Origin of the sequence: Rhizobium atlanticum (genome assembly GCF_030182485.1) — a bacterium.
GTDB lineage: Bacteria > Pseudomonadota > Alphaproteobacteria > Rhizobiales > Rhizobiaceae > Rhizobium.
The window spans coordinates 207,238-227,546 of record NZ_JAQJCJ010000004.1; the positions used below are offsets into that span (position 1 = coordinate 207,238).

The 20,309-nt window shown below is 61.3% G+C and carries 21 protein-coding genes; 13 read left to right on the forward strand and 8 right to left on the reverse strand.

Going from position 1 to position 20,309, the window contains the following annotated elements:
- Positions 1-105: 105 nt before the first annotated feature.
- The 5 genes from PH551_RS08190 to PH551_RS08210 form a co-directional block, all read right to left on the reverse strand.
- Positions 106-720 (reverse strand): tetratricopeptide repeat protein, encoded by a 615-nt coding sequence (locus PH551_RS08190; RefSeq protein ID WP_097597281.1) that lies wholly within the window; start codon positions 718-720, stop codon positions 106-108.
- Between the two features lie 107 nt (positions 721-827).
- Complete coding sequence (gene ykgO / locus PH551_RS08195) at positions 828-953, reverse strand: type B 50S ribosomal protein L36 (protein WP_003582204.1); 126 nt, start codon at positions 951-953, stop codon at positions 828-830.
- Positions 954-1,118: 165 nt separating this feature from the next.
- Entirely contained in the window at positions 1,119-2,195 is a 1,077-nt protein-coding gene (locus tag PH551_RS08200; RefSeq protein WP_285192586.1) for a 5-(carboxyamino)imidazole ribonucleotide synthase, read from the reverse strand.
- Positions 2,192-2,686, reverse strand: coding sequence for a 5-(carboxyamino)imidazole ribonucleotide mutase (gene purE, locus PH551_RS08205; protein ID WP_064811306.1), 495 nt, complete (start codon positions 2,684-2,686; stop codon positions 2,192-2,194). Before purE ends, PH551_RS08200 begins: the two co-directional genes overlap by 4 nt.
- A 16-nt stretch (positions 2,687-2,702) precedes the next feature.
- A complete protein-coding gene (locus PH551_RS08210) occupies positions 2,703-2,906 on the reverse strand; it encodes a YdcH family protein (protein ID WP_010028538.1) in 204 nt (67 codons plus the stop codon).
- 228 nt (positions 2,907-3,134) lie between these two features.
- Here PH551_RS08210 and PH551_RS08215 point away from each other — a divergent pair, with 228 nt between their 5' ends.
- Positions 3,135-3,308 (forward strand): YdcH family protein, encoded by a 174-nt coding sequence (locus tag PH551_RS08215; RefSeq protein ID WP_008533139.1) that lies wholly within the window; start codon positions 3,135-3,137, stop codon positions 3,306-3,308.
- Between the two features lie 200 nt (positions 3,309-3,508).
- Here PH551_RS08215 and PH551_RS08220 read toward each other — a convergent pair whose 3' ends face one another.
- Both PH551_RS08220 and PH551_RS08225 read right to left on the reverse strand, forming a co-directional pair.
- A complete protein-coding gene (locus tag PH551_RS08220) occupies positions 3,509-3,769 on the reverse strand; it encodes an ArsR/SmtB family transcription factor (RefSeq protein ID WP_285192593.1) in 261 nt (86 codons plus the stop codon).
- A 70-nt stretch (positions 3,770-3,839) separates the two neighbouring features.
- Positions 3,840-4,604 (reverse strand): sulfite exporter TauE/SafE family protein, encoded by a 765-nt coding sequence (locus PH551_RS08225; RefSeq protein WP_285192594.1) that lies wholly within the window; start codon positions 4,602-4,604, stop codon positions 3,840-3,842.
- Positions 4,605-4,711: 107 nt separating this feature from the next.
- Between PH551_RS08225 and PH551_RS08230 the strand changes: the two genes are divergently transcribed.
- A complete protein-coding gene (locus PH551_RS08230; protein WP_285192596.1) occupies positions 4,712-5,365 on the forward strand; it encodes a thiamine phosphate synthase in 654 nt (217 codons plus the stop codon).
- A 10-nt stretch (positions 5,366-5,375) separates the two neighbouring features.
- The gene (locus PH551_RS08235; RefSeq protein ID WP_285192597.1) at positions 5,376-6,458 is read left to right on the forward strand and encodes a tetratricopeptide repeat protein; all 1,083 of its coding nucleotides are present in this window, start codon (positions 5,376-5,378) and stop codon (positions 6,456-6,458) included.
- A gap of 18 nt (positions 6,459-6,476) precedes the next feature.
- Here PH551_RS08235 and PH551_RS08240 read toward each other — a convergent pair whose 3' ends face one another.
- Complete coding sequence (locus PH551_RS08240) at positions 6,477-8,216, reverse strand: chemotaxis protein (RefSeq protein WP_285192599.1); 1,740 nt, start codon at positions 8,214-8,216, stop codon at positions 6,477-6,479.
- Between the two features lie 339 nt (positions 8,217-8,555).
- Here PH551_RS08240 and PH551_RS08245 point away from each other — a divergent pair, with 339 nt between their 5' ends.
- The 10 genes from PH551_RS08245 to PH551_RS08290 all read left to right on the forward strand — a co-directional run bounded on the left by PH551_RS08245 (position 8,556) and on the right by PH551_RS08290 (position 20,193).
- Entirely contained in the window at positions 8,556-8,885 is a 330-nt protein-coding gene (locus PH551_RS08245; protein ID WP_285192600.1) for an STAS domain-containing protein, read from the forward strand.
- Positions 8,882-9,250, forward strand: coding sequence for a response regulator (locus PH551_RS08250; protein ID WP_085779372.1), 369 nt, complete (start codon positions 8,882-8,884; stop codon positions 9,248-9,250). The genes PH551_RS08245 and PH551_RS08250 overlap by 4 nt, the downstream gene beginning before the upstream one ends.
- The gene (locus PH551_RS08255; RefSeq protein ID WP_285192603.1) at positions 9,247-11,286 is read left to right on the forward strand and encodes a chemotaxis protein CheA; all 2,040 of its coding nucleotides are present in this window, start codon (positions 9,247-9,249) and stop codon (positions 11,284-11,286) included. The genes PH551_RS08250 and PH551_RS08255 overlap by 4 nt, the downstream gene beginning before the upstream one ends.
- The gene (locus tag PH551_RS08260; protein ID WP_285192605.1) at positions 11,283-11,792 is read left to right on the forward strand and encodes a chemotaxis protein CheW; all 510 of its coding nucleotides are present in this window, start codon (positions 11,283-11,285) and stop codon (positions 11,790-11,792) included. The genes PH551_RS08255 and PH551_RS08260 overlap by 4 nt, the downstream gene beginning before the upstream one ends.
- A gap of 29 nt (positions 11,793-11,821) precedes the next feature.
- Positions 11,822-13,525 (forward strand): methyl-accepting chemotaxis protein, encoded by a 1,704-nt coding sequence (locus PH551_RS08265; protein WP_285192607.1) that lies wholly within the window; start codon positions 11,822-11,824, stop codon positions 13,523-13,525.
- Between the two features lie 265 nt (positions 13,526-13,790).
- Positions 13,791-15,713 carry a HAMP domain-containing methyl-accepting chemotaxis protein gene (locus tag PH551_RS08270; protein WP_285192608.1) on the forward strand — a complete coding sequence of 641 codons (1,923 nt, stop codon included), beginning with the start codon at positions 13,791-13,793 and terminating at the stop codon, positions 15,711-15,713.
- 205 nt (positions 15,714-15,918) lie between these two features.
- A complete protein-coding gene (locus PH551_RS08275; RefSeq protein WP_285192610.1) occupies positions 15,919-17,724 on the forward strand; it encodes a methyl-accepting chemotaxis protein in 1,806 nt (601 codons plus the stop codon).
- Positions 17,721-18,203, forward strand: a complete 483-nt coding sequence (locus PH551_RS08280) for a chemotaxis protein CheW (protein WP_285192611.1) — start codon at positions 17,721-17,723, stop codon at positions 18,201-18,203. Before PH551_RS08275 ends, PH551_RS08280 begins: the two co-directional genes overlap by 4 nt.
- Before the next feature lie 29 nt (positions 18,204-18,232).
- Positions 18,233-19,087, forward strand: coding sequence for a CheR family methyltransferase (locus tag PH551_RS08285; RefSeq protein WP_285192612.1), 855 nt, complete (start codon positions 18,233-18,235; stop codon positions 19,085-19,087).
- A gap of 8 nt (positions 19,088-19,095) precedes the next feature.
- The gene (locus PH551_RS08290) at positions 19,096-20,193 is read left to right on the forward strand and encodes a protein-glutamate methylesterase/protein-glutamine glutaminase (protein WP_285192613.1); all 1,098 of its coding nucleotides are present in this window, start codon (positions 19,096-19,098) and stop codon (positions 20,191-20,193) included.
- The last annotated feature ends 116 nt before the right edge of the window (positions 20,194-20,309 follow it).

The window sequence follows — 20,309 nt, forward strand, 5'->3', positions numbered from 1 at the left end:
TAACGGCGACGATCGATGGATTTTGCGGGGGACGATCGTGTCAAATTCCCTCGACAGTTCTAAAATTGCGCGCTCTGGGCGCAGGTCAAGCTCGGCGATCCTGCTTCAGGTTCGATTGCCGGCCAGTTTTTCCGCAAGCATGTTGACCTGCTCCTGCGCGGTGCGATCGGCGGGATAGATATCGAGGAACCGTTCCCAGGCCTTCAGGGTCAATTGATCATTGCCGGAATTGTTGAGGATCGCGGCCATGCCGGAGAGCGCGCCGAAATGGCGTGGCTCGATATCCAGCACATGCTCGATGTCGGACATCGACTTGCGGTAATTGCCCATGATGAAATTCAGCGTGGCGCGGCGATTCCAGCTCTCGGCGTAATCGGGCTTGAGGGCAATCGCCTCGTCGAGGAAATCGAGGGCGGCGGGATTGCGTTTTTCCTCGATCGCCTTGTCGGCCCATTGCATCAGCAGGTTCACGGTCGCACTGCCGGAATCATTCCACTCCAGGCGAATTTCATTGGCGATGCTGCTGGCCTTATCAGGATCACGCTCGCGTTTCAGCTGACTGAAGAGCTGATCGAGACGCTGCTTCGGCGAACTAGTGGCATCCCTCCGCTCGACAATGACGTTCTTTTCCGCCGCGGCGACCGGAAACGGGGAGGTGGAGAGGATGAAGGCGAGCGGCAGCACCGCTGACGTCAAAGCAAAAAAGCGCATGGCGGACATATTAGTCCGCCAGCGCCGAAGATCAAACAAATTAGCCGTGATCACCGCAGCGACCCCCGGATGTCCGTTGCCGCACTCTGAGCGGCGCACGATCCGGATTCGCGCAATCAGCCCTGACGAGCCTTGTAGCGCGGGTTCAGCTTGTTGATGATGTAAATGCGGCCCTTGCGACGAACCAGACGGTTGTCACGGTGACGTGCCTTGAGCGACTTGAGCGAATTCTTGATCTTCATTTTTCTGATCCGCGATCTCTATGGGGGAATTCACATTCGCCCGTAACTTTAACAATCAAAAGCGCGCCGTCGGGGCGCGCTCTTTAGGTGGGGGTGCAGATACCTCGTCACCTCCAGCGTGTCAACCACGTGACGGTGTTTTTCCCAAGCCGCACGGCCGTTTTCTCATCCCGAAACCGGCAATTTCGGCGCCAATGTCGTGACATGACCCATCTTGCGGCCGAGGCGCCACTCGCTCTTGCCATAGAGGTGAACCAGCGTGTCGGGACGCTGCAGCCAGTCGCGGACGGCAAGGATATCGTCACCGACCAAATTCTGCATGACGCAGTCGGAGTGCCGCTCGCCATTGCCGAGCGGCAGGCCAGCGACAGCGCGGATATGCTGCTCGAACTGGCTGACCACGCAGGCGGCTTCCGTCCAATGACCGGAATTGTGGACGCGCGGCGCCATCTCGTTGGCGACCAGGCTGTCATCGGCGAGCACGAAGAATTCGATGCCGATCACGCCGACATAGTTCAACGCGGCGAGAATCTTTTCCGCCGATTGACGAGCGACCTCCGAAGTCGTCGCCGAGATTGCGGCCGGAACGGTCGAGGTGTGGAGGATGCCGTTGCGGTGGACATTCTCGGCGGGATCGAAGCAGACGACCGTCCCATCCGCGGCACGCGCGGCGATGATCGAGACCTCTCGCTCGAAGGCGACGAAGCTTTCGAGGATGAGCGGCACTGCCCCGAGCGCGGCATAGGCGCCGTCAGGATTGTCGGCGGGCGAGCGGAAAACCTTCTGCCCCTTGCCGTCATAACCGAGACGGCGGGTCTTCAGCACGCCTTGGCCGCCGAAATCTTTCAGTGCGGTTTCGAGATCGGCCTGGCTGTCGACTGCATGAAAGCGAGCGGTTGATATGCCGCAGCCGTTGAGGAAGCGTTTTTCGACGAGCCGATCCTGGGCGGCCTCGAGCGCCTTGGCAGGCGGATAGACGGCGATGCTTGCCGAGAGCGCTTCGGCGGCTGCGACGGGCACATTCTCGAATTCGTAGGTGACGACGTCGCAGGCGTCTGCCAGCTCGGCCAGCGCCGCCGGATCGTCATAGGCGGCGACGATCTGCCGGTTCGCCAGTTGGGCGGCGGGGCAGTCGAGCTGCGGCTCGAGGATGACAGTGCGGAAATTCAATCTGGCGGCGGCGATGGCCAGCATGCGGCCGAGCTGGCCGCCGCCGACAATGCCGATCGTTCCTATGGTCATTGGTCGTCCATTGGATATTCGGCGACGGCAGCACTCTGGCGCTCGCGCCATTCGTCGAGCCTGTCGGCAATCTCTTCGTCGGAAAGGGCCAGCACGGCGGCCGCGAGAAGAGCGGCGTTGACCGCACCCGCCTTGCCGATGGCGAGGGTCCCAACCGGAATGCCGGCCGGCATCTGCACGATGGAAAGAAGGCTGTCCTGGCCGGACATGGTCTTCGACTGAACCGGGACGCCGAAGACCGGCAGCGGCGTCATCGATGCGGTCATGCCCGGCAGATGCGCCGCACCACCGGCGCCGGCGATGATGACCTTGAAACCTTCCGCACGTGCGCCCTTGGCGAAATTCATCATTCGCTCGGGCGTACGGTGCGCTGAGATGATGCGCGCATCATAAGCGATTTCCAGCGCTTCCAGCGTGTCAGCCGCGTTCTTCATGGTCTCCCAATCGGACTGGCTGCCCATGATGATGGCGACGAGTGGTCTATCTGTCATCCTGCGACCGTTCCTTTCAGGCAATGATATCGGGAACGATCTGGTCTTCCAGCTTGGAGAGCTTGTCCTTGATGACGAGCTTCTTCTTCTTCATGCGCTGGATTCGCAGAGCGTCGCATCCGGTCTCGATCATGGCGTTTATCGCAGCGTCGAAATCCTCATGCTCCTGGCGCAGACGCGCCACCATGAGCCTGATTTCCGCCTGTTCCTGATCGGCCATATGCATTCCCCGTTATCGTCCTCGGACCTTGTCCGATCTGCCGATGATTTCCGCAAGCTCCTATCACCAAATACGGGTAACGGCTAGTTAGTCTTGATCATGAATTTGCCATCTCTTCTTCATCTTTTGGCCTTCGACAAGCCGTCAAAAATATGTCACAGTCCGCCCCGTTGACACCTTGATCCCCGACGATGATGGTCGGGGAGGGTAAGAGGAAGGAAGGGTCAAATGACAGTTGAAGCTCATCTTGAATCACTCCAGAAAAAGCACGTAGCACTCGAGGAGGAGTTGCACGCGCTCAGAACAGCTCCCTCTATCTCCGATACCGAAATTGCCGAATGCAAGCGCCGCAAGCTGCGCATCAAGGACGAGATTCAGCGTCTCAAGTCATCCGTCCATTAATCCTCCCAGGAGATCGCCGGTCGATCATCTTGCGTTAGAAGAGGTAAATCCATCCATTCCGCCTAAAATCAGCAAGATCCGGTGATCTCATACCAGATTTGCGCCAGTCCGATGCTTGAGGCATTGCGGCTGGCGCTTTCACGAGGGCATATTCGAGTGGTTTCATGTGATCGCAGCGTGTCCCACGGCGGGGACGCGCATCAGGCCCAGAACTGATCCAGCCATAAATTGAGCTTGTCGAAGCCTCGGATGTTGACCGTGTAAATGCGCTTCGTGCCTTCCGAGGTCACCGAGACCAGATTGCTGTCGAGCAGCGCCTTTAGGTGTTGCGAGACCGCCGGGCGGCTGATCGGCAGCCCTTCGGCGAGCTCGTTGACCGTCCTTGGAGCGCGACGCAATTCCTCCAGCAGAAACCGCCGGTTCGGATCAGCAATCGCCGAGAAAGGGTCCGTGTTCGACATGCTGGAAAAGCTACGTCAAACCGGCCCTTCCGGCAAGGAAATTGTGCATTGCAGCGTAGCGTGGCCTTTGTCAGCCGCTAAGGCCCTCGCGCGCGATCAGAAAGGCGGCGATCAGGGCCATGGCATACATGAAAGGATAGAATATCTCCGGCTTCATGCGCCGCACGCACCAGGCGCCGGCAAGGGTAGCGAGTGGCGCGAAAGGCAGCAGCGTCGCCGAAGTCGCAAGATTCTGCGTGTCAAGCTGGCCGAGCGCGAAATAGGGGACCAGCTTGATGGCATTGAGGATCGCGAAGAAACGCACGCTGGTGCCGGTATATTCGCGTGGCTGAAGTTTGAGCGGCAAAGCATAGATCTGGAAGGGGGCGCCGCCTGCATGGGCGACGAAGCTGCCGTAGCCGGAGAAGGCGCCCCAGAGGCCGGCGGCCACCGGCCGCTGGCCACGCGGCGGAACCACCTTGCCGGCACCCGGGCCGAAATTGTTCCAGAAATAGCGGAGGCAGAAGAGGATCGTCACCGCGCCGATGACGACGCGAAGGACGTTGCCGGGAACGAGCGCCGAGGTCGCCCAGCCGAGGGCAATGCCGAAAATTGCGCCCGGCAGCATGATCCTCAGCGTCGCCCAATCGCCATGCCTGCGCCAGATGACGAGCGAGATCATGTCCATGAAGACCAGGATCGGCAGCAGGATCGCCGCGGCTTCGAGCGGCGAGACGACCAGGGCGAGAAATGGCAGGCCGATCAGCGACAAAGCGTCGCCCATGCCGCCTTTTGCTAGGCCGACAAGCAGAACCGCGGGCACGGCGGCGTAGTAGAATGACAAGTCCTGCGGCATGCTTTCGACGTCCTCCTCTTGCAAGCCTCCTCTAACGGAACTACTCACACAAAACGAGTGCGGATCCGTCCTTTCGAGAAGGAATTCGCAGGAAACGGAAAGACCTCATGACCGAAGCCGAAAACCGCTGCCGCCTGGTGCTCATCGTCCCCGATATCGCCGACGCCGATGAACAGGCAAAGATCGTCGCCGAAGCGCTGAAGGGCGGCGATGTCGCCTCCGTCATCGTGCCGCAATACGGGCTCGACGACGGCGCCTTCCAGAAACATGCCGAAAAGCTGGTGCCGGTGATCCAGGATGCGGGGGCCGCCGCGCTGATTGCAGGCGACAGCCGCGTGGCGGGACGGGCGAAGGCGGATGGCCTGCATATTACCGACAACGCCCAGGCACTGTCGGAGGCGATCGACAAACACGCTCCGAAGCTGATCGTCGGCGGCGGCAATGCCAGCGACCGGCACAATGCGCTGGAGATCGGCGAAGTCAGGCCGGATTATATCTTCTTCGGCAAGCTCGACGGGGATATCAAGCCGGAGGCGCATCCCAAGAACCTTGCGCTCGGCGAATGGTGGGCGTCAATGATCGAAATCCCCTGCATCGTCATGGGCGGCACCGATCCGGCGTCGGCTCTTGCCGTCGCTGAGACCGGAGCAGAGTTCGTGGCGCTGCGGCTGGCGGTATTCGGGGAGCCCGGCCGAGCGCCGTCCATCGTTGCCGAGATCAATGCTCTGCTTGACGAAAAAGCGCCACGGTTTGAGGATTGAAATCCCGCTCATGCCGATCCTGCCCGCCCGCCCTTTGAAATATCTGCTTGCCAGCATAGTCGCCCTCACTGCGGGCGGGTCTGATATCGCCGTGGCGCAGGCACCGGACAGCGTCATCAGCCAGCCAGGCACCGCGCCGGCGTCAAGCTTTCGCACCGACCGGCTCCCCAACGGGGATGTGAAGCCCTCGGATGGCGTCGGCGTTTTCGACCGCATGGGCGCGAAGCTGCCCGACCTTCCGCCGGAGAAGGACTACAAAGGGCCGATTGACGAGGCGTACGGCGCCTTTCAGCGCGGTTACTATCTGACCGCGATGGACAAGGCGCTGCCGCGCGCCCAGCTCGGCGATCCGGCGGCGCAGACGCTGATTGGCGAAATCCTCTCGCAGGGTCTCGGCGTCAAGAAGGACGTGAAGAACGCCGCCTTCTGGTATGGCAAGGCGGCCGAAGGCGGCGATCCTGCGGCGATGTTCAAATATGCCCTGATGCTGATGGAAGGCCAGGGTGTGCCGCGCGACAAGGCCAAAGCCGACGACTATATGCGCAAGGCCGCCGAAGCCGGCAATCCTTCAGCCGAATTCAACTGGGCGCAGATCCTCGTCGCCGACAATCCCGGCGAAAAGGGGCTGAAGCTCGCGCTGCCGTTCTACGAGAAATCAGCCGAGCAGGGCATTGCCGATTCGCAATATGCCGTGGCGCAGATCTATGGAACGCTGAAGGACCTGCCGCAGGAAAAGAAGCAGCTCGCCCGCGAGTGGATGGCGCGCGCAGCGCGTGCCGGCTTCGACACGGCCCAGCTCGATCTCGGCATCTGGCTCGTCAACGGCGTTGGTGGCCCGAAGGATTACGTCAAGGGTTTCGAATGGCTGAAACTTGCCGCCAATGGCGGCAATGTCGTTGCGCAGAACAAGCTCGCCCATCTCTACATCAACGCCATCGGCACGCCGCCGAACCCGATCGAGGCGGCGAAATGGTATGTGCTGTCGCGCCGTGCGGGGCTTGCCGATCCGGCCCTGGAGGATTTTTATCTCGGCATCGAGGACGATCAGCAGAAGGCGGCTATAGATGCCGCCAACAAATTCCGGCGGCGATAGCCGCCGCGGTTTTATGCTCTAGAAAAGCGCGTCGGCGAAAAGATCCTCGTCGTTTTCGGCTTTAGCGGTCTCGGCAAGCGCTGAAATACTCTCCTCGCTTGCCGGGATGATGTCGCGATGAATGTTGCGCTCCTGGACCATCGTATAGAGCTTGAAAATCTTGCGGTCGAGCGGTGCGATGACCTCCGCGAGATCGGAGATATCGGCGACATCGGTGCCGGCGACGCCTTCGAGCGCATCGGCGCAGCGGGCAAGGACATCGCCGAGTTCGTGCTGGAAGTCGAGCTTGCCGATCAGCAGGCCGATCTTGGCGGCGACCTCGCGGCCGTTCTCGGCGAGCACCTTCAGCTCGTTTTCCATGACATTGGCCGCGGAACGGATGTTGCCGACGGCCGAGGTCAGGCTCTCGCCCAGTCCGCCGGCGGTGGCCGTGGTGGGAGCCACGCGCCCGGCGGCGGCTTCGAGCGCCGGCAGCCCGTTGACGATGGCGTCGGCGGATTCATCGAGTTTGCCGGCGAAGATGCGCAGCTCGGCGGTGACGACGTTGATCGATTTGCCTTCCTCGCCAAGCCGGCTGCAGCGCAGATTGGTGTTCAAGGCCATGTAATGGATGTCGGTCCTGACGACGCGAATGTTGACGATGGCTTCGGAAAGCTTGGCGGCCGTGCCGATTGTCGTATGGCTTACCTGGTCAGCCTGCCGGCTTGCCGTGTCGACCTGCTTGACGATCTCGTGGGCGGCAGAAACGCTGGATTCCAGTGCGCGCATGAAATTGCCGCCGGCTTCGCCGCTTTCGGTGCCCATTTGATCGCGCAGCTTGAGGATTTCCCGCATGTCGTGGTCGAAACTCGCAATCGTCTTGACGACGTTCTCCGAATCCCGCTGGAAATTGACGCACATGTCGCTCATCTGCGCCGCTGTCAGATGGTGAACGACATTCTGGAGACGCTGGCGCGCACCGGCGTCGAGCCCGGCGCCATCTTCGCCGGCGAAGAAATCTTCAAGCAGCGAAAAGGTTGCCTGTACATGTTCGATACGCTGACGGGTGATATCGCCGATTTGCAGGGCTGATAGAGTCGAGCTGACCTTGCTCTGGACGCCGCGTGCGATCGCGCCGACCTCGCGGGCGAGGATGCCGAGATTTTTGCGGTGTTCGGCGATCTTGGCGGCATCGTCGCGCAGGGCTCCGGCGACGGCCGGAACGGTATCGGCGTAGCTCCTGGAGACGTTAGCCCCGAAGGAAGCGGCGAGTTTGACCTCTTTCTCGAGGCTGTCGAGATGGGCGGCGAAGCGATTCACCTCATCGGTGCCCGAATAGATACGTTCCAAAATCTCCTGCGCAAAGCCGGCGAATTCGGCAAGGCCGGCGCCGGTGATCTTTACAGTCACGGCAAAGGTTCTGAGATAACGCATCGTCTCCTGCATATCGGCGACGTGCTTGCGCAGTTCCCTGCCGGTTTGCGCCAGCGAGATGAGCGCCTGCTGGCGATTTTCTTCGGTGACCGGCAATGCAGTCAGGCTTTCCACCGTGGCGCGGAGATCGGCGCTGGTATCGCTCGCCTCGTTGTCATCAAGTGCCTTGGCGACACTTTCGAGCGAATTCAGCAGGCGGTTGAGGACATCCATCACCGACAGCAGCACCGACCCGCCCTCGAGAAAACGCTCCTCGACTTGGCTGCGGGCGGATTCCAGGATCTGACTGATCTCCCGCCCCGATGTGTAGGCTGCAGCGTTGGATGTTACCAGAGCGTGTGCCACATTTATACCTTTTCTTAAAACGCAGGCCATTTTGACTCTATTTCTACGGGCAGGATGGAAATGTCCGGTAAACGCGCCAGACTCGCCTGCGTTGTGATTAATGAAAGGTGTGAGACAAGGCATTCGGTGCGGCGCATGGCAAGTGAGATCATTTAAGGTTTTGTTCTTATTCTATTATTTCCGAGCTTAGAGAGAAGGATACAACTTATTCTCGATAAGAATTAGGAGTCGCGGAATGCGCTTCACGTCGGTTTTCTACAACCTCTGTTTACGCTGCATTAACGCTGTCGTGAGAGTCCTCTTAGGGTCGAAAGTATTTCTCGGGCCTAGGAGGCTGCATTGGATACTCAGAGTCAATATTGTGAATCTATAACTTTGCCAGACGTGCTAAACATTCGGCACGCGGCTGAATTACACACCAAGATCAATGACGCATTTGGTAGTAAAGATACCATCCTCTTTAGCATTCCTGCTGATGCTGAAGCTGATCTGAGTTTCATCCAACTTATGGAAGCGGCCCGCCGTCAGGCAAAAGCCGCCGGAAAGACGCTCAACCTTTCTTCTCCCGCCAGCGGCTCCGTGTTGAACGTACTTGAGCGTTCCGGTTTCATCGAATCCTTCGATCATGAAGACTTAAAGTTTTGGTTGCATAAAGAGGTGACATTATGAGTGCCAACATCCTGACGGTAGACGATTCCGCCAGCATCCGCCTGACCACAAAGGTCACGCTGACCAATGCCGGCTACAGCGTCACCGAAGCGGTCAACGGGGCGGAAGGCCTCATTGCGGCCAAGGGCAGCAGCTTCGATCTGATCGTGACGGATCTCAACATGCCTGTCATGGACGGGCTGACGATGATCGAGGAACTGCGCAAGCTGCCGGCGCAGGCCGGTGTTCCGATTATCTTTCTAACGACGGAATCTGACGCCGACCTCAAGGCACGTGCCAAGGCTGCCGGCGCGACCGGCTGGCTGACCAAGCCGTTCGATCCGGAAAATCTCGTTAAGATCGTGAAGAAGGTTCTCGGAAGATGAGTACGCTCGACCCCGTCGCCGTATTCCGCACGGAGGCTGCCGAATGCCTCGAAGCGATCGAGACCGGCCTTCTCGACCTCACGCACCAACTCGACAATAGGGATCTCGTCGACGCGGTATTCCGCGGGCTTCACACGCTCAAGGGATCGGGCGCGATGTTCGGTTTCGAGGCGCTGGCCGCCTTCACCCATCATTGCGAAACGGCCTTCGACCGCGTTCGAAAGGGCGAGGTCGCGGCCACCAGCGAACTCGTCGCCGCCGTTCTCGCCGCCCAGGACCATATGCGTGCCCTCGTCGATCAGCCCGACGGCGATCATGGCGACACCGGGCACAAGCTTCTGGCACAGCTGCAGGCCGCCGTCGGCGCAAAGGCTGCGGCGCCAGCCACCGTCGCAGCGCCCGTGCAGGAGGCGTCGACGAAAAAGACGAGGAACAGCTGGCGCATCCGTTTCAGCCTGCCGGCCAATTCGATGGCCAACGGCACCAATCCGCTCGGCCTGCTGGACGAACTGCGCGATCTCGGCGAATGCACCGTGCGCGCCGACACTTCGGCCATTCCGCCCCTCGATGAGCTCACGCCGACGGAACTCTATATTTCCTGGGATGTGACGCTGATTAGCGAGCAGGACCGTTCAGCGATCGACGACGTCTTCATCTTCGTGCTCGACGACATGGAACTCAGCGTCGAGGAGATCGACGGCACGGTAGCGGCAACGGCCGCTCCGGCTGAAACAATGCTGGTGCCTGCCGCTGCCGCCTCAGCACCACCACCGCCTGTCCCGGCGGCCGCCGTGCCGGAATTTCGTCCCGTCGAAGCGGTTCCCGTCAAGCGTGAGGCACCCGCCGCCAGCCAGGCGAAGGCTGCCGAGAACGTGCGCGTTCCGGCAGAGCGCCTGGACGAACTGATGGACCGCGTCGGTGAGCTCGTGATCGCGCAATCGCGCCTCAGCCAGCTCGCGAGCGCCAGCATCGATATCGCACTGCGCTCCGTCTCGGAAGAAATCGAACGTCTGTCCGGCGAATTGCGCGACACGATGATGGTGCTGCGCATGGTGCCGGTTGCGACCCTCTTTTCCCGTTTCCGCCGCCTCGTCCACGATCTTGCCCGCGAGACCGGCAAGGTGATCGAGTTGGTGACGGAAGGCGAGAGCACCGAGGTCGATAAAACGGTGATCGAACGGCTGGCCGATCCGCTGGTGCACCTGGTGCGCAACTCGATCGATCACGGCCTCGAAGTGCCCGCCGACCGCCTTGCCGCCGGCAAGGCCAAGGCCGGCACGGTAACACTTTCGGCCCGTCAGGCCGGTGGCGAGGTGATTATCTCGATCAAGGACGACGGCCGCGGCATCAACCGTGAACGGGTCCGCGCCAAGGCGGAATCCTCCGGCCTCATCCATCCGGGCCAGCCGCTTTCGGACCCCGAGCTCTTGCAACTGATCTTTGCTCCCGGGTTTTCGACGGCGGCGGCGATCACCAATCTGTCCGGCCGCGGCGTCGGCATGGACGTGGTCAAGAAGACGGTCGAAGAGCTTCGCGGCGCGATCGATATCGTCAGTGTGCCCGGACAGGGTTCGGAAGTGTCGCTGCGCATTCCGCTGACGCTTGCCATTATCGACGGTCTGTTGGTGCGTGTCGGTACCGGCCGTTACGTCATCCCGCTTTCGGCCGTCGAGGAATGCCTCGAACTGTCGCTCGAGGAGGATCTGCGCTCGCGCGGCCGCAGCTTCATCTCGCTACGCGACAGCCTGGTGCCGTTCCTGCGCCTGCGGGATCTTTTCCGCACCGGCACGAAGCCCGACGTGCACCAGAAGGTCGTCGTCATCTCGACCGGCACGGAGCGCGTGGGCCTCGTCGTCGACCAGATCATCGGCGACCATCAGACTGTCATCAAGTCGATGTCGAAACTGCACAACGACGTGGCGACTTTTTCAGGCGCCACCATTCTAGGCGACGGCAGCGTCGCCCTCATTCTCGACGTCGGGCACCTGGTTGCCGCGGGTCAGCAACAGGAGGCGCAATTGCGGGTAGCAGGATGAGTGCAGCAGCAACAGCCGAACGTTTCGACAATCATTGGAGCTATGCCGAGGAAGTCGAGGTCCTGACCTTCGATCTCAACGGCGAGACTTTTGCGCTGGAGGCGGTCATCGTCCAGGAAATCCTGGATCTGCTTCCGGAGACGGCGGTGCCGGGCAGCCAGCCCTTCGTCGCCAGCGTCATCAACTTCCGCGGCAAGGTCATTCCGCTCGCCGACCTGCGTCTCGCTTTCGGGATGGAGGCGACGGAGGCGACGATCGACAGCCGCTTCATCGTCATTGAGATCGATCTGCAGGGCGAGCCGACGCTCGTCGGCCTCAGAACCGATAAGGTGAACGAGGTGACGACGCTCGCAAAGATCGCGAGCGAGGCGCCACCGAGCGTCGGCATGCGCTGGCGGGCCGACTACATCAACTGCCTGGTGAAGAGGGGTGGAGAGTTCATCATTCTCCCGAATCTGCAGGCGATTTTTTCATCGCGACATGACGCAGCTGGGGCCGTCAGTTGACGGCACGTAATCCAAGAGGGGTTGGGACGATGAGACTGACAATCAAGACGAAACTGGTGACGGCGTTCACCTTTATTATTCTCATGTTATTGGGCACTGCCGCTTACGGCATTTTCAGCCTTGGATCACTGAACGATACCATCGGAAATCTTCTTGCCGGCCCGGCAGCCCGCCTCGACCTTGCGCAGCAGATCAACATCGCGCAGCTCGAAGCCATCCGCCAACAGAAGAACCTGCTCACCGCCCGTACTTCCGAAGAAAGTGCCCGTGCGACCGACAAGGGCAACGCGGCTCGTAAGGATTTCAGCGATGCCTTCAACCAGGTTCTGGCGCTTGCCACGGAAGAAGGCAAGGCGCGTTGGGCGCGTATTGCCGAGCTTTCCAAGGCCTTCAACGCAGCCGACGACCAGATCCGCGACTATCTGAAGGCCGGCAATGCGGACGGTGCCAACACTATCTCCATCACGACGGCGCGTGCCGCCGCCAACGATATTGACTCGACACTCGCCGAAATTCTTGCGCTTGAGAAGCAGCGCATGAAGACCGCCGACGCCGATGCCGACGCGCAGTATGCGACCACACGCATGACGATGATTGCCGTCGCTGTCGTTGCACTGCTGGTTGCCGCGATCACGGCCTTGTGGATCGCCAGCACGATCAGCAAAGGCCTCGGCCGCGCCAACACCGTGGTTCGCGAAGTGTCCGAAGGCGACCTGACGAAAATGGCCGATATCACCAGCCATGACGAAATCGGCGAGCTTCTGGGCAATGTCAACATCATGATCGAACGCCTGCGGGGCGTCGTCGCCGATGCGCTGTCGGCCGCGGAGAACGTCTCGTCCGGCAGCCAGCAGCTTTCGGCGAGCTCCGAACAGGTGTCGCAGGGCGCCACGGAGCAGGCCGCGTCCGCCGAGGAGGCCTCCGCTTCGATGGAGCAGATGGCCGCCAACATCAAGCAGAATGCCGACAACGCCGCCCAGACCGAAAAGATCGCCCGCCAGTCGGCCAGGGACGCCGAAGCCAGCGGCGAAGCGGTAACGCGCGCTGTCGACGCCATGCGCACGATCGCCCAGAAGATCGGCATCGTGCAGGAGATCGCCCGTCAGACCGATCTGCTGGCCCTCAATGCCGCAGTCGAAGCCGCACGCGCCGGCGAACACGGTAAAGGTTTTGCCGTGGTCGCCTCGGAAGTGCGCAAGCTTGCCGAACGCAGCCAGTCGGCGGCGGCCGAAATCAGCTCGATGTCCGGTGATACCGTCAAGGCCGCTGCTGATGCCGGTGAGATGCTCGGCCGCCTGGTGCCCGACATCCGCAAGACGGCGGAACTCGTTTCCGAGATCAGCGCCGCCTGCCGTGAGCAGGATATCGGTGCCTCGCAGATCAACGAAGCGATCCAGCAGCTCGACAAGGTGACGCAGCAGAACGCCGGCGCCTCAGAGCAGATGTCGGCAACCTCCGAGGAGCTCGCTTCCCAGGCGGAAGAACTGCAGACGTCGATCGCCTTCTTCAAGGTCGATACGACGGGCAGCGCGCTGTCCGGCGCCCAGAAGATGCCGGCGAACGGCTCAGCCAAGGTGGTGAAGGCCCCGGCCCGCAAGGCTCCGGCGCAGGTCCAAAGCCAGGGCCGCCGTCAGACGGTTTCGGCTCAGCAGCAGCGTCTCAAGGGCTTTGCTCTCGATATGTCGATGGGCGGTCCGGACGCCAGTGACGACGATTTTCGGGAAAGCGCGTAGGCGCTTCCCGGGGCGCGCATAGCGTTCCGCCGGCGAGGCAGCTGAGCCGCCTCCGCCCTCATCGGAAATCTCGGGCCGCTCCGGTGGCCCGAGGCGGAATGTCCCCAACGCGTGTAGGCGTTGGCGCTGCGACGATAGATGTCCGGCTGCCGGGAAGTGAATGCAGTCGCTTTCCCTCTTTCAGACACGTCACTCTGAAGTTCGGCGTTCCCGGATCGGAACGTCTCTCTATTCAATCGTTTTGGCGCATAAAATGGGGTATCACATGCGTTTCACTATCAAACTGAAATTAGGTCTCGCTTTCGGGATCATGACGCTGCTGCTGATCGGCATTGCGGTTTATGGAAGCTTCAGCCTCGGCACATTGAACGAGGCGAGCAGCAACATGATCAACGGCCCGATGCGCCGGCTGGAACTGGCGCTGAATGCAAACATCGCCGAAGTTAACGCCATTCGGGCTCAGAAGAACGCGCTGCTTTCCACCGATCCGGACGCGGCCGCCGGTTTCTACAAAGAGGCCGATCAGAATCTGCAGGCCATGTTCGACGCTGTCGACGCCGGCTTGGCCATCGCCTCTCCGGAAGGGAAGCCGCATTGGGAGAAGCTGCGGAGCGTTGGCGGGAAATTCCGCGAGAAGTCCGCCGAGCTGCAGCAACTCGATGTCAGGGGTGACAAGGCAGGCGCCCTGGCGCTTTCACTTGGCGATCTCCGGGCGATGACCGGCGACATGGGCGATGCGATCGCAGCCCTCACCGAGATCCAGCGTAAAGGCATGCAAGCGACCGATCAGTCGAACAGCGATCTTTACAATTCCACCAAGCTCATCCTCACCACAGCATCCGGGCTCGCCGTGCTTGTGGCGCTCGGCGCCGCATTATGGATCACGCTCGGCATCAACAATGGTCTGAGAAAGATCACGAGCGTCGCAAACGCCGTGGCAATCGGCGATCTCAATCAGAAAGTCGATGTCAGGACCAATGACGAGATCAAGGACCTCATCGAGACGGTCAACACCATGACCGCCAATCTGCGCGCGACCGCCGCCCTTGCCGACCAGATCGCCACGGGCGATCTGACCACCGATGCCAAGCCTCTCTCGGACAAGGACTCGCTCGGGATTGCGATGCAGAGCATGATCGCCAATCTGAGGACCACGGCGGGGATTGCCAACCAGATCGCCAATGGCGATCTCACCGTGTCTCCGAAGCCGCTTTCCGACAAGGATGCGCTGGGCCTTGCGCTGGAGCAGATGGTCGAGCGGTTGCGCGGTGTGGTCGCGGACGCGATTTCGGCCGCCGAGAACGTCTCCTCTGGCAGCCAGCAGCTCTCATCGAGTTCCGAGCAGGTGTCGCAGGGCGCTACCGAGCAGGCGGCTTCGGCCGAAGAAGCTTCCGCCTCGATGGAGGAGATGGCCTCCAACATCAAGCAGAATGCCGACAATGCCGCCCAGACCGAGAAAATCGCCCGGCAGTCGGCCAAGGACGCGGAAGCCAGCGGCGAAGCCGTCGCCCGAGCGGTTGATGCCATGCGCACGATCGCACAGAAGATCGGCATCGTGCAGGAGATCGCCCGTCAGACCGACCTCTTGGCTCTCAACGCTGCCGTCGAAGCCGCACGCGCCGGCGAGCATGGTAAAGGTTTTGCCGTAGTGGCCTCGGAAGTGCGCAAGCTTGCCGAACGCAGCCAGTCGGCCGCTGCCGAAATCAGCGCCATGTCAGGCGACACAGTGACAGCCGCCCAGGAAGCCGGCGAAATGCTGGGGCGCCTGGTGCCTGATATCCGCAAGACGGCGGAACTCGTTTCCGAGATCAGTGCTGCCTGCCGTGAGCAGGATATCGGTGCAGCCCAGATCAATGAGGCGATCCAGCAGCTCGACAAGGTGACGCAGCAGAACGCCGGCGCCTCCGAACAGATGTCGGCGACGTCCGAAGAGCTCGCTTCGCAGGCGGAAGAACTGCAGACCTCGATCGCCTTCTTCAAGGTCGATATAGCGGGTGGGCGCCGCGATCGCACACAGGGCGCCAAGATGACGGTTCGTAGCCCGGCCCCTGCCGCTCGCAGGCCGGCGGCCAAGAAGCCGGCAACCGACAGCGTTGCAGGCCAGCAGGCCCGCGTGAAGGGCTTTGCCCTTGACCTGTCGATGGGCGGCCCTGACGCCGGCGACGACGATTTCAGGGAGAGCGCATGACGCTTCCCAGAGAATAGGCGGCTTTCCCTTGCAACTGTCGTGGGCCAGCCAGCACGGCCCGCGACGCAATTCCGGCGCCCCGGGGGCGTCGCCACGGAAGTCCGCCAATTCTTCTTACCTGTCTTCGCCTGCCGGACTTTCTTTGCTGCATGACGCCGCGCGCCCGGTCCACATCATTCCTTCGCTCTCAGAGAGGAATATTGAGATGCGTATCACGATCAAACTCAAACTCGCAGCCGCATTTGGTGTCGTCATACTATTGCTGGTGGGTAGCGCGATTTATGGCATCATCAGTCTCAGTTCGCTGAACGACGCTGTCGGCAGCCTTATCTCCGGTCCTGCAAAAAGCCTCGAACTGGCTCTGGAGGCCAAGACGGCCGAGCTCAATGCGGTTCGCTGGCAGAAGAATGCCCTTCTGGAAATGAATCCCGAAACAGCGGTCAAGAACTATCAGAACTCGGCAAAGAGCGCGGATGATATGCTCGCCTTCGCTACCAGCGGTCAACAGCTCGCAACCACCGAGGGCAAACCCAACTGGGATAGGCTGATCGAGCTGGCCAAGCGCTTCAGCGAAGGTTCCGCCAGAGTTGCCGCAAGCCAAGAAAGCGGTGACAGGGCAGGGGCCGCAGCGCTTTCGTCAGGAGAGGTTCGCGCTGTCGTCGTGGAACTGGAAGAGGTGTTCGAGGCGCTTGTATCGCTGCAGCAAAAGGCCATGATACAGGCTGATGACGACACTGAAGTCCTCTATGGCTCTACCAAGAACATGCTGATCGTCATTGCGGTTGGTGCGTCAGTTATCGCTTTCGCGGCTGCACTGTGGATAGGCCTCGGCGTCAACAGCGGCCTGCGCAAGATCATGGACGTTGCCAATGCCGTCGCCATCGGCGACCTAAACCAGAAGGTGGAGATCAAGAGTAATGACGAGATCAGGGATCTCGTGAATACAATCAATGTCATGACCGATAATCTTCGAGCCACCGCCGACATCGCTACGCAAATCGCCGGCGGCGACCTGAGGGTCTCGCCGAAGCCGCTATCGGAGAAGGATACACTGGGCATCGCGCTGGAACAGATGGTCGAACGGCTGCGCGGCGTCGTCGCCGATGCGATCTCGGCCGCCGAGAACGTCTCGGCCGGCAGCCAGGAACTTTCGGCAAGCTCCGAACAGGTGTCACAGGGTGCCAGCGAACAGGCAGCCTCCGCCGAAGAGGCTTCCGCCTCAATGGAGGAGATGGCCGCCAATATCAAGCAGAATGCCGACAATGCCGCCCAGACAGAAAAGATCGCTCGCCAGTCGGCCAAGGATGCGGAAATGAGCGGCGAAGCCGTTTCGCGCGCGGTGCAGGCGATGCGGACCATCGCCGACAAGATCAGCATCGTCCAGGAAATCGCCCGCCAGACCGACCTGCTGGCGCTGAACGCCGCCGTCGAAGCGGCGCGCGCCGGCGAACATGGCAAGGGCTTTGCGGTCGTCGCCTCCGAGGTGCGCAAGCTTGCTGAGCGCAGCCAGTCGGCGGCGGCCGAAATCAGCTCTATGTCGGGCGATACCGTTAAGGCTGCCCAGGAAGCCGGCGACATGCTCGGCCGCCTGGTGCCCGACATTCGTAAGACGGCCGAACTCGTGGCCGAGATCAGCGCCGCCTGCCGCGAGCAGGACGTCGGTGCGGCCCAGATCAATGAAGCGATCCAGCAGCTCGACAAGGTGACGCAGCAGAATGCCGGTGCCTCCGAGCAGATGTCTGCGACCTCAGAGGAACTTGCCTCCCAGGCCGAGGAACTGCAGGCCTCGATCGCCTTCTTCAACGTCGATGCGGCCGGCAACCGCCAGTCCCGCACGCCGGCCGCCAGAATGACGGTCCGCAGTCCGGCTCAGGGCTCCGCCCGCAAGCCTGCCGCCAAGAAACCGGCCAACAGCGTTGCCGGTCAACAGGCGCGGGTGAAAGGTTTCGCTCTCGATCTCTCCATGGGCGGCCCCGATGATGGGGACGCTGAATTCAAGGAAAGCGCATGATCATGGCTACCACATCTCTGGAAGCGCAATTCGTGACCTTCAGCCTCGGCGACGAGATTTTCGCCGTGCCGGTTGAGGTCGTACGTGAAATCCTCGACTATGCGGAAGCCTTCAAGATTCCGAACGGTCCCGACTATCTGCTCGGCCTGCGCGACGTGCGCGGGCAAGGCGTGCCGACCATCGATCTTCGCTTGAAGCTTGGCATGACCAAGACCGTGCCGACGCCGCACACGCGGGTGCTGGTGCTCGACGTGCCGATGGAAAACCGGCTCCTGACTCTGGGCCTCGTCGCCGACCGCGTCTTCGAGGTCACTCCGTTCCGGCGCGACCAGATCGAGGCGGCGCCCGACATCGGCGTGCGTTGGCGTTCGGATTATATCGCCGGCGTCGTTCGCCGTGAAAACGGCTTCGTTGTCATCATCGATCTTGCACGACTCCTGTCGCGCGAGGACGCCTCGGCACTGCAATCGGCAGCCTGACGCCGCATCAAATCGGAGTTCTGCGTTCTATGAGTATGGCAGCTGTGGAAACCCAATTGCCGGGCGACCGGATCAGCAAGCGCAATTTCGACAAGCTTGCCCAGTTCATCTACGACTATAGCGGCATCAAGATGCCGCCTACCAAGCTGACGATGCTCGAGGGGCGGCTGAGGCGCCGCCTTCGCGCGACCAACCATTCGACCTTCGACGATTATTGCGATTTTCTGTTCAATCACGATGGGCTTGCACAGGAAACCGTCTACCTCATCGACGTGGTGACGACCAACAAGACCGACTTCTTCCGGGAAGCCAAGCATTTTGAATATATGCAGACCGTGGCGCTGCCGGCGATCGCCAATAGCGGTGTGCGCACCATCCGGACCTGGAGCTCGGCCTGCTCGACGGGAGCCGAACCCTATACGATGGCAATGGTGCTGGCGGAATTCGCGGAAGGCCGCAGGGATGTTTCCTATAGCGTGCTTGCCACCGATCTTTCCACCGACGTGCTGCAGACGGCGCGTCACGGCATCTATCCGGAAGACCTGATTGCGCCCGTGCCGCGCGACCTGCAGCGCAAATATGTGCTGGTCGCCAAGCAGTCTGGCCGCAAGGAGGTGCGCATAAGCCCGAAGCTGCGCAGCAGAGTGGGGTTTGCACGGATGAACCTGATGGACGACAAATATCCGGTTGGCGACTTGATGAACGTCATCTTCTGCCGCAACGTGCTGATCTACTTCGACAAGCAGACCCAGGCGGGCGTGCTCAGCCGCCTCTGCGATTGCCTGGCGAAGGGTGGCTATCTGTTCATCGGTCATTCCGAATCGATCACCGGCTTCGACCTGCCGCTGAAGCAGGTCTCGAATACGGTGTTTCAGCGTATCTAGAGGCATTCATGCGCAAGAAAATCCGGGTTCTCATCATCGACGATTCCGCCAGCGTCCGGCAGACGCTGGCTCATGTGCTGGAGCAGGATCCTGATATCGAGATCATGGCAGTGGCGTCCGATCCTTTCGTGGCGGCGCGGAGGCTGCAGGAGGAGATTCCCGACGTCATCACGCTCGACGTGGAGATGCCGCGCATGGACGGCATCACCTTCCTGCGCAAACTGATGTCGCAGCGGCCGATCCCGGTCGTGATGTGTTCGTCGCTGACGGAAGCGGGCTCGGAAACGCTCATCCAGGCGCTGGAGGCGGGCGCCGTCGACGTCATTCTGAAATCGAAGATCGGCGCCGCCGACGGTCTTGCCGATGATGCGATGCGCATTCGCGAAGTCGTCAAGAGCGCCTCGCACGCGCGACTTTCCATCGCGCGCCGTGCCGCCGGAACCATTCGTTCCGCTTCCGCCGAGGGACCGGCCAGGAAGCTGACGGCCGATGCCATGCTGCCGCCGCCAACGGGCCGCGCCATGGCGAAGACGACGGAGATGGTCGTCTGCGTCGGCGCCTCCACCGGCGGAACCGAAGCGTTGCGCGAGTTCCTGGAGGAGCTGCCGGCCAATGCGCCCGGCATGGTGATCGTCCAGCATATGCCGGAGAAATTCACAGCCGCCTTCGCCAAGCGCCTGAACGGGCTCTGCGAGGTCGAGGTCAAGGAGGCCGCCGACGGCGATCCGGTGCTGCGCGGCCATGTGCTGATCGCGCCCGGTGACAAGCACACGCTGCTCGAACGCCAGGGTGCGCGCTATTATGTGAGCGTGAAGACCGGGCCGCTGGTCTCCCGCCACCGGCCTTCCGTCGACGTGCTCTTCCGTTCGGCGGCGCGCTCGGCCGGCTCGAACGCCATGGGGATCATCATGACGGGTATGGGCGACGACGGTGCGCGCGGCATGCTGGAGATGCATGAAGCCGGCGCCTATACCGTGGCCCAGGACGAGGCGAGTTCGGTTGTCTTCGGCATGCCGAAGGAGGCGATTGCAAAAGGCGGCGTCGACCGCATTCTGCCGCTCGATCAGATCGCCCGCGAAGTCCTGATAACGCAGCAGAAGTTCTGAGGCCGGTTCTCGATCCGATGGCAAATAAGGCCATGCTTTTCCGGCCTGCGGGCAGCCATGCGTGCCTCCCCTTGAAATTTCCGCGATTTTGTGGTCTTGAGGCCGCCAATCTTTGC

Bases quoted from the DNA above. Each gene is read 5' to 3' on its own strand.
- PH551_RS08225 (WP_285192594.1), bottom strand. From the start codon at position 4,604: ATGCCGCAGGACTTGTCATTCTACTACGCCGCCGTGCCCGCGGTTCTG.
- PH551_RS08290 (WP_285192613.1), top strand. From the start codon at position 19,096: ATGCGCAAGAAAATCCGGGTTCTCATCATCGACGATTCCGCCAGCGTC.
- PH551_RS08230 (WP_285192596.1), top strand. From the start codon at position 4,712: ATGACCGAAGCCGAAAACCGCTGCCGCCTGGTGCTCATCGTCCCCGAT.
- PH551_RS08215 (WP_008533139.1), top strand. From the start codon at position 3,135: ATGACAGTTGAAGCTCATCTTGAATCACTCCAGAAAAAGCACGTAGCA.
- PH551_RS08210 (WP_010028538.1), bottom strand. From the start codon at position 2,906: ATGGCCGATCAGGAACAGGCGGAAATCAGGCTCATGGTGGCGCGTCTG.
- purE (WP_064811306.1), bottom strand. From the start codon at position 2,686: ATGACAGATAGACCACTCGTCGCCATCATCATGGGCAGCCAGTCCGAT.
- PH551_RS08190 (WP_097597281.1), bottom strand. From the start codon at position 720: ATGTCCGCCATGCGCTTTTTTGCTTTGACGTCAGCGGTGCTGCCGCTC.
- PH551_RS08220 (WP_285192593.1), bottom strand. From the start codon at position 3,769: ATGTCGAACACGGACCCTTTCTCGGCGATTGCTGATCCGAACCGGCGG.
- PH551_RS08275 (WP_285192610.1), top strand. From the start codon at position 15,919: ATGCGTATCACGATCAAACTCAAACTCGCAGCCGCATTTGGTGTCGTC.
- PH551_RS08235 (WP_285192597.1), top strand. From the start codon at position 5,376: ATGCCGATCCTGCCCGCCCGCCCTTTGAAATATCTGCTTGCCAGCATA.
- PH551_RS08280 (WP_285192611.1), top strand. From the start codon at position 17,721: ATGATCATGGCTACCACATCTCTGGAAGCGCAATTCGTGACCTTCAGC.
- PH551_RS08270 (WP_285192608.1), top strand. From the start codon at position 13,791: ATGCGTTTCACTATCAAACTGAAATTAGGTCTCGCTTTCGGGATCATG.
- PH551_RS08250 (WP_085779372.1), top strand. From the start codon at position 8,882: ATGAGTGCCAACATCCTGACGGTAGACGATTCCGCCAGCATCCGCCTG.
- PH551_RS08285 (WP_285192612.1), top strand. From the start codon at position 18,233: ATGAGTATGGCAGCTGTGGAAACCCAATTGCCGGGCGACCGGATCAGC.
- PH551_RS08255 (WP_285192603.1), top strand. From the start codon at position 9,247: ATGAGTACGCTCGACCCCGTCGCCGTATTCCGCACGGAGGCTGCCGAA.
- PH551_RS08200 (WP_285192586.1), bottom strand. From the start codon at position 2,195: ATGACCATAGGAACGATCGGCATTGTCGGCGGCGGCCAGCTCGGCCGC.
- ykgO (WP_003582204.1), bottom strand. From the start codon at position 953: ATGAAGATCAAGAATTCGCTCAAGTCGCTCAAGGCACGTCACCGTGAC.
- PH551_RS08265 (WP_285192607.1), top strand. From the start codon at position 11,822: ATGAGACTGACAATCAAGACGAAACTGGTGACGGCGTTCACCTTTATT.
- PH551_RS08260 (WP_285192605.1), top strand. From the start codon at position 11,283: ATGAGTGCAGCAGCAACAGCCGAACGTTTCGACAATCATTGGAGCTAT.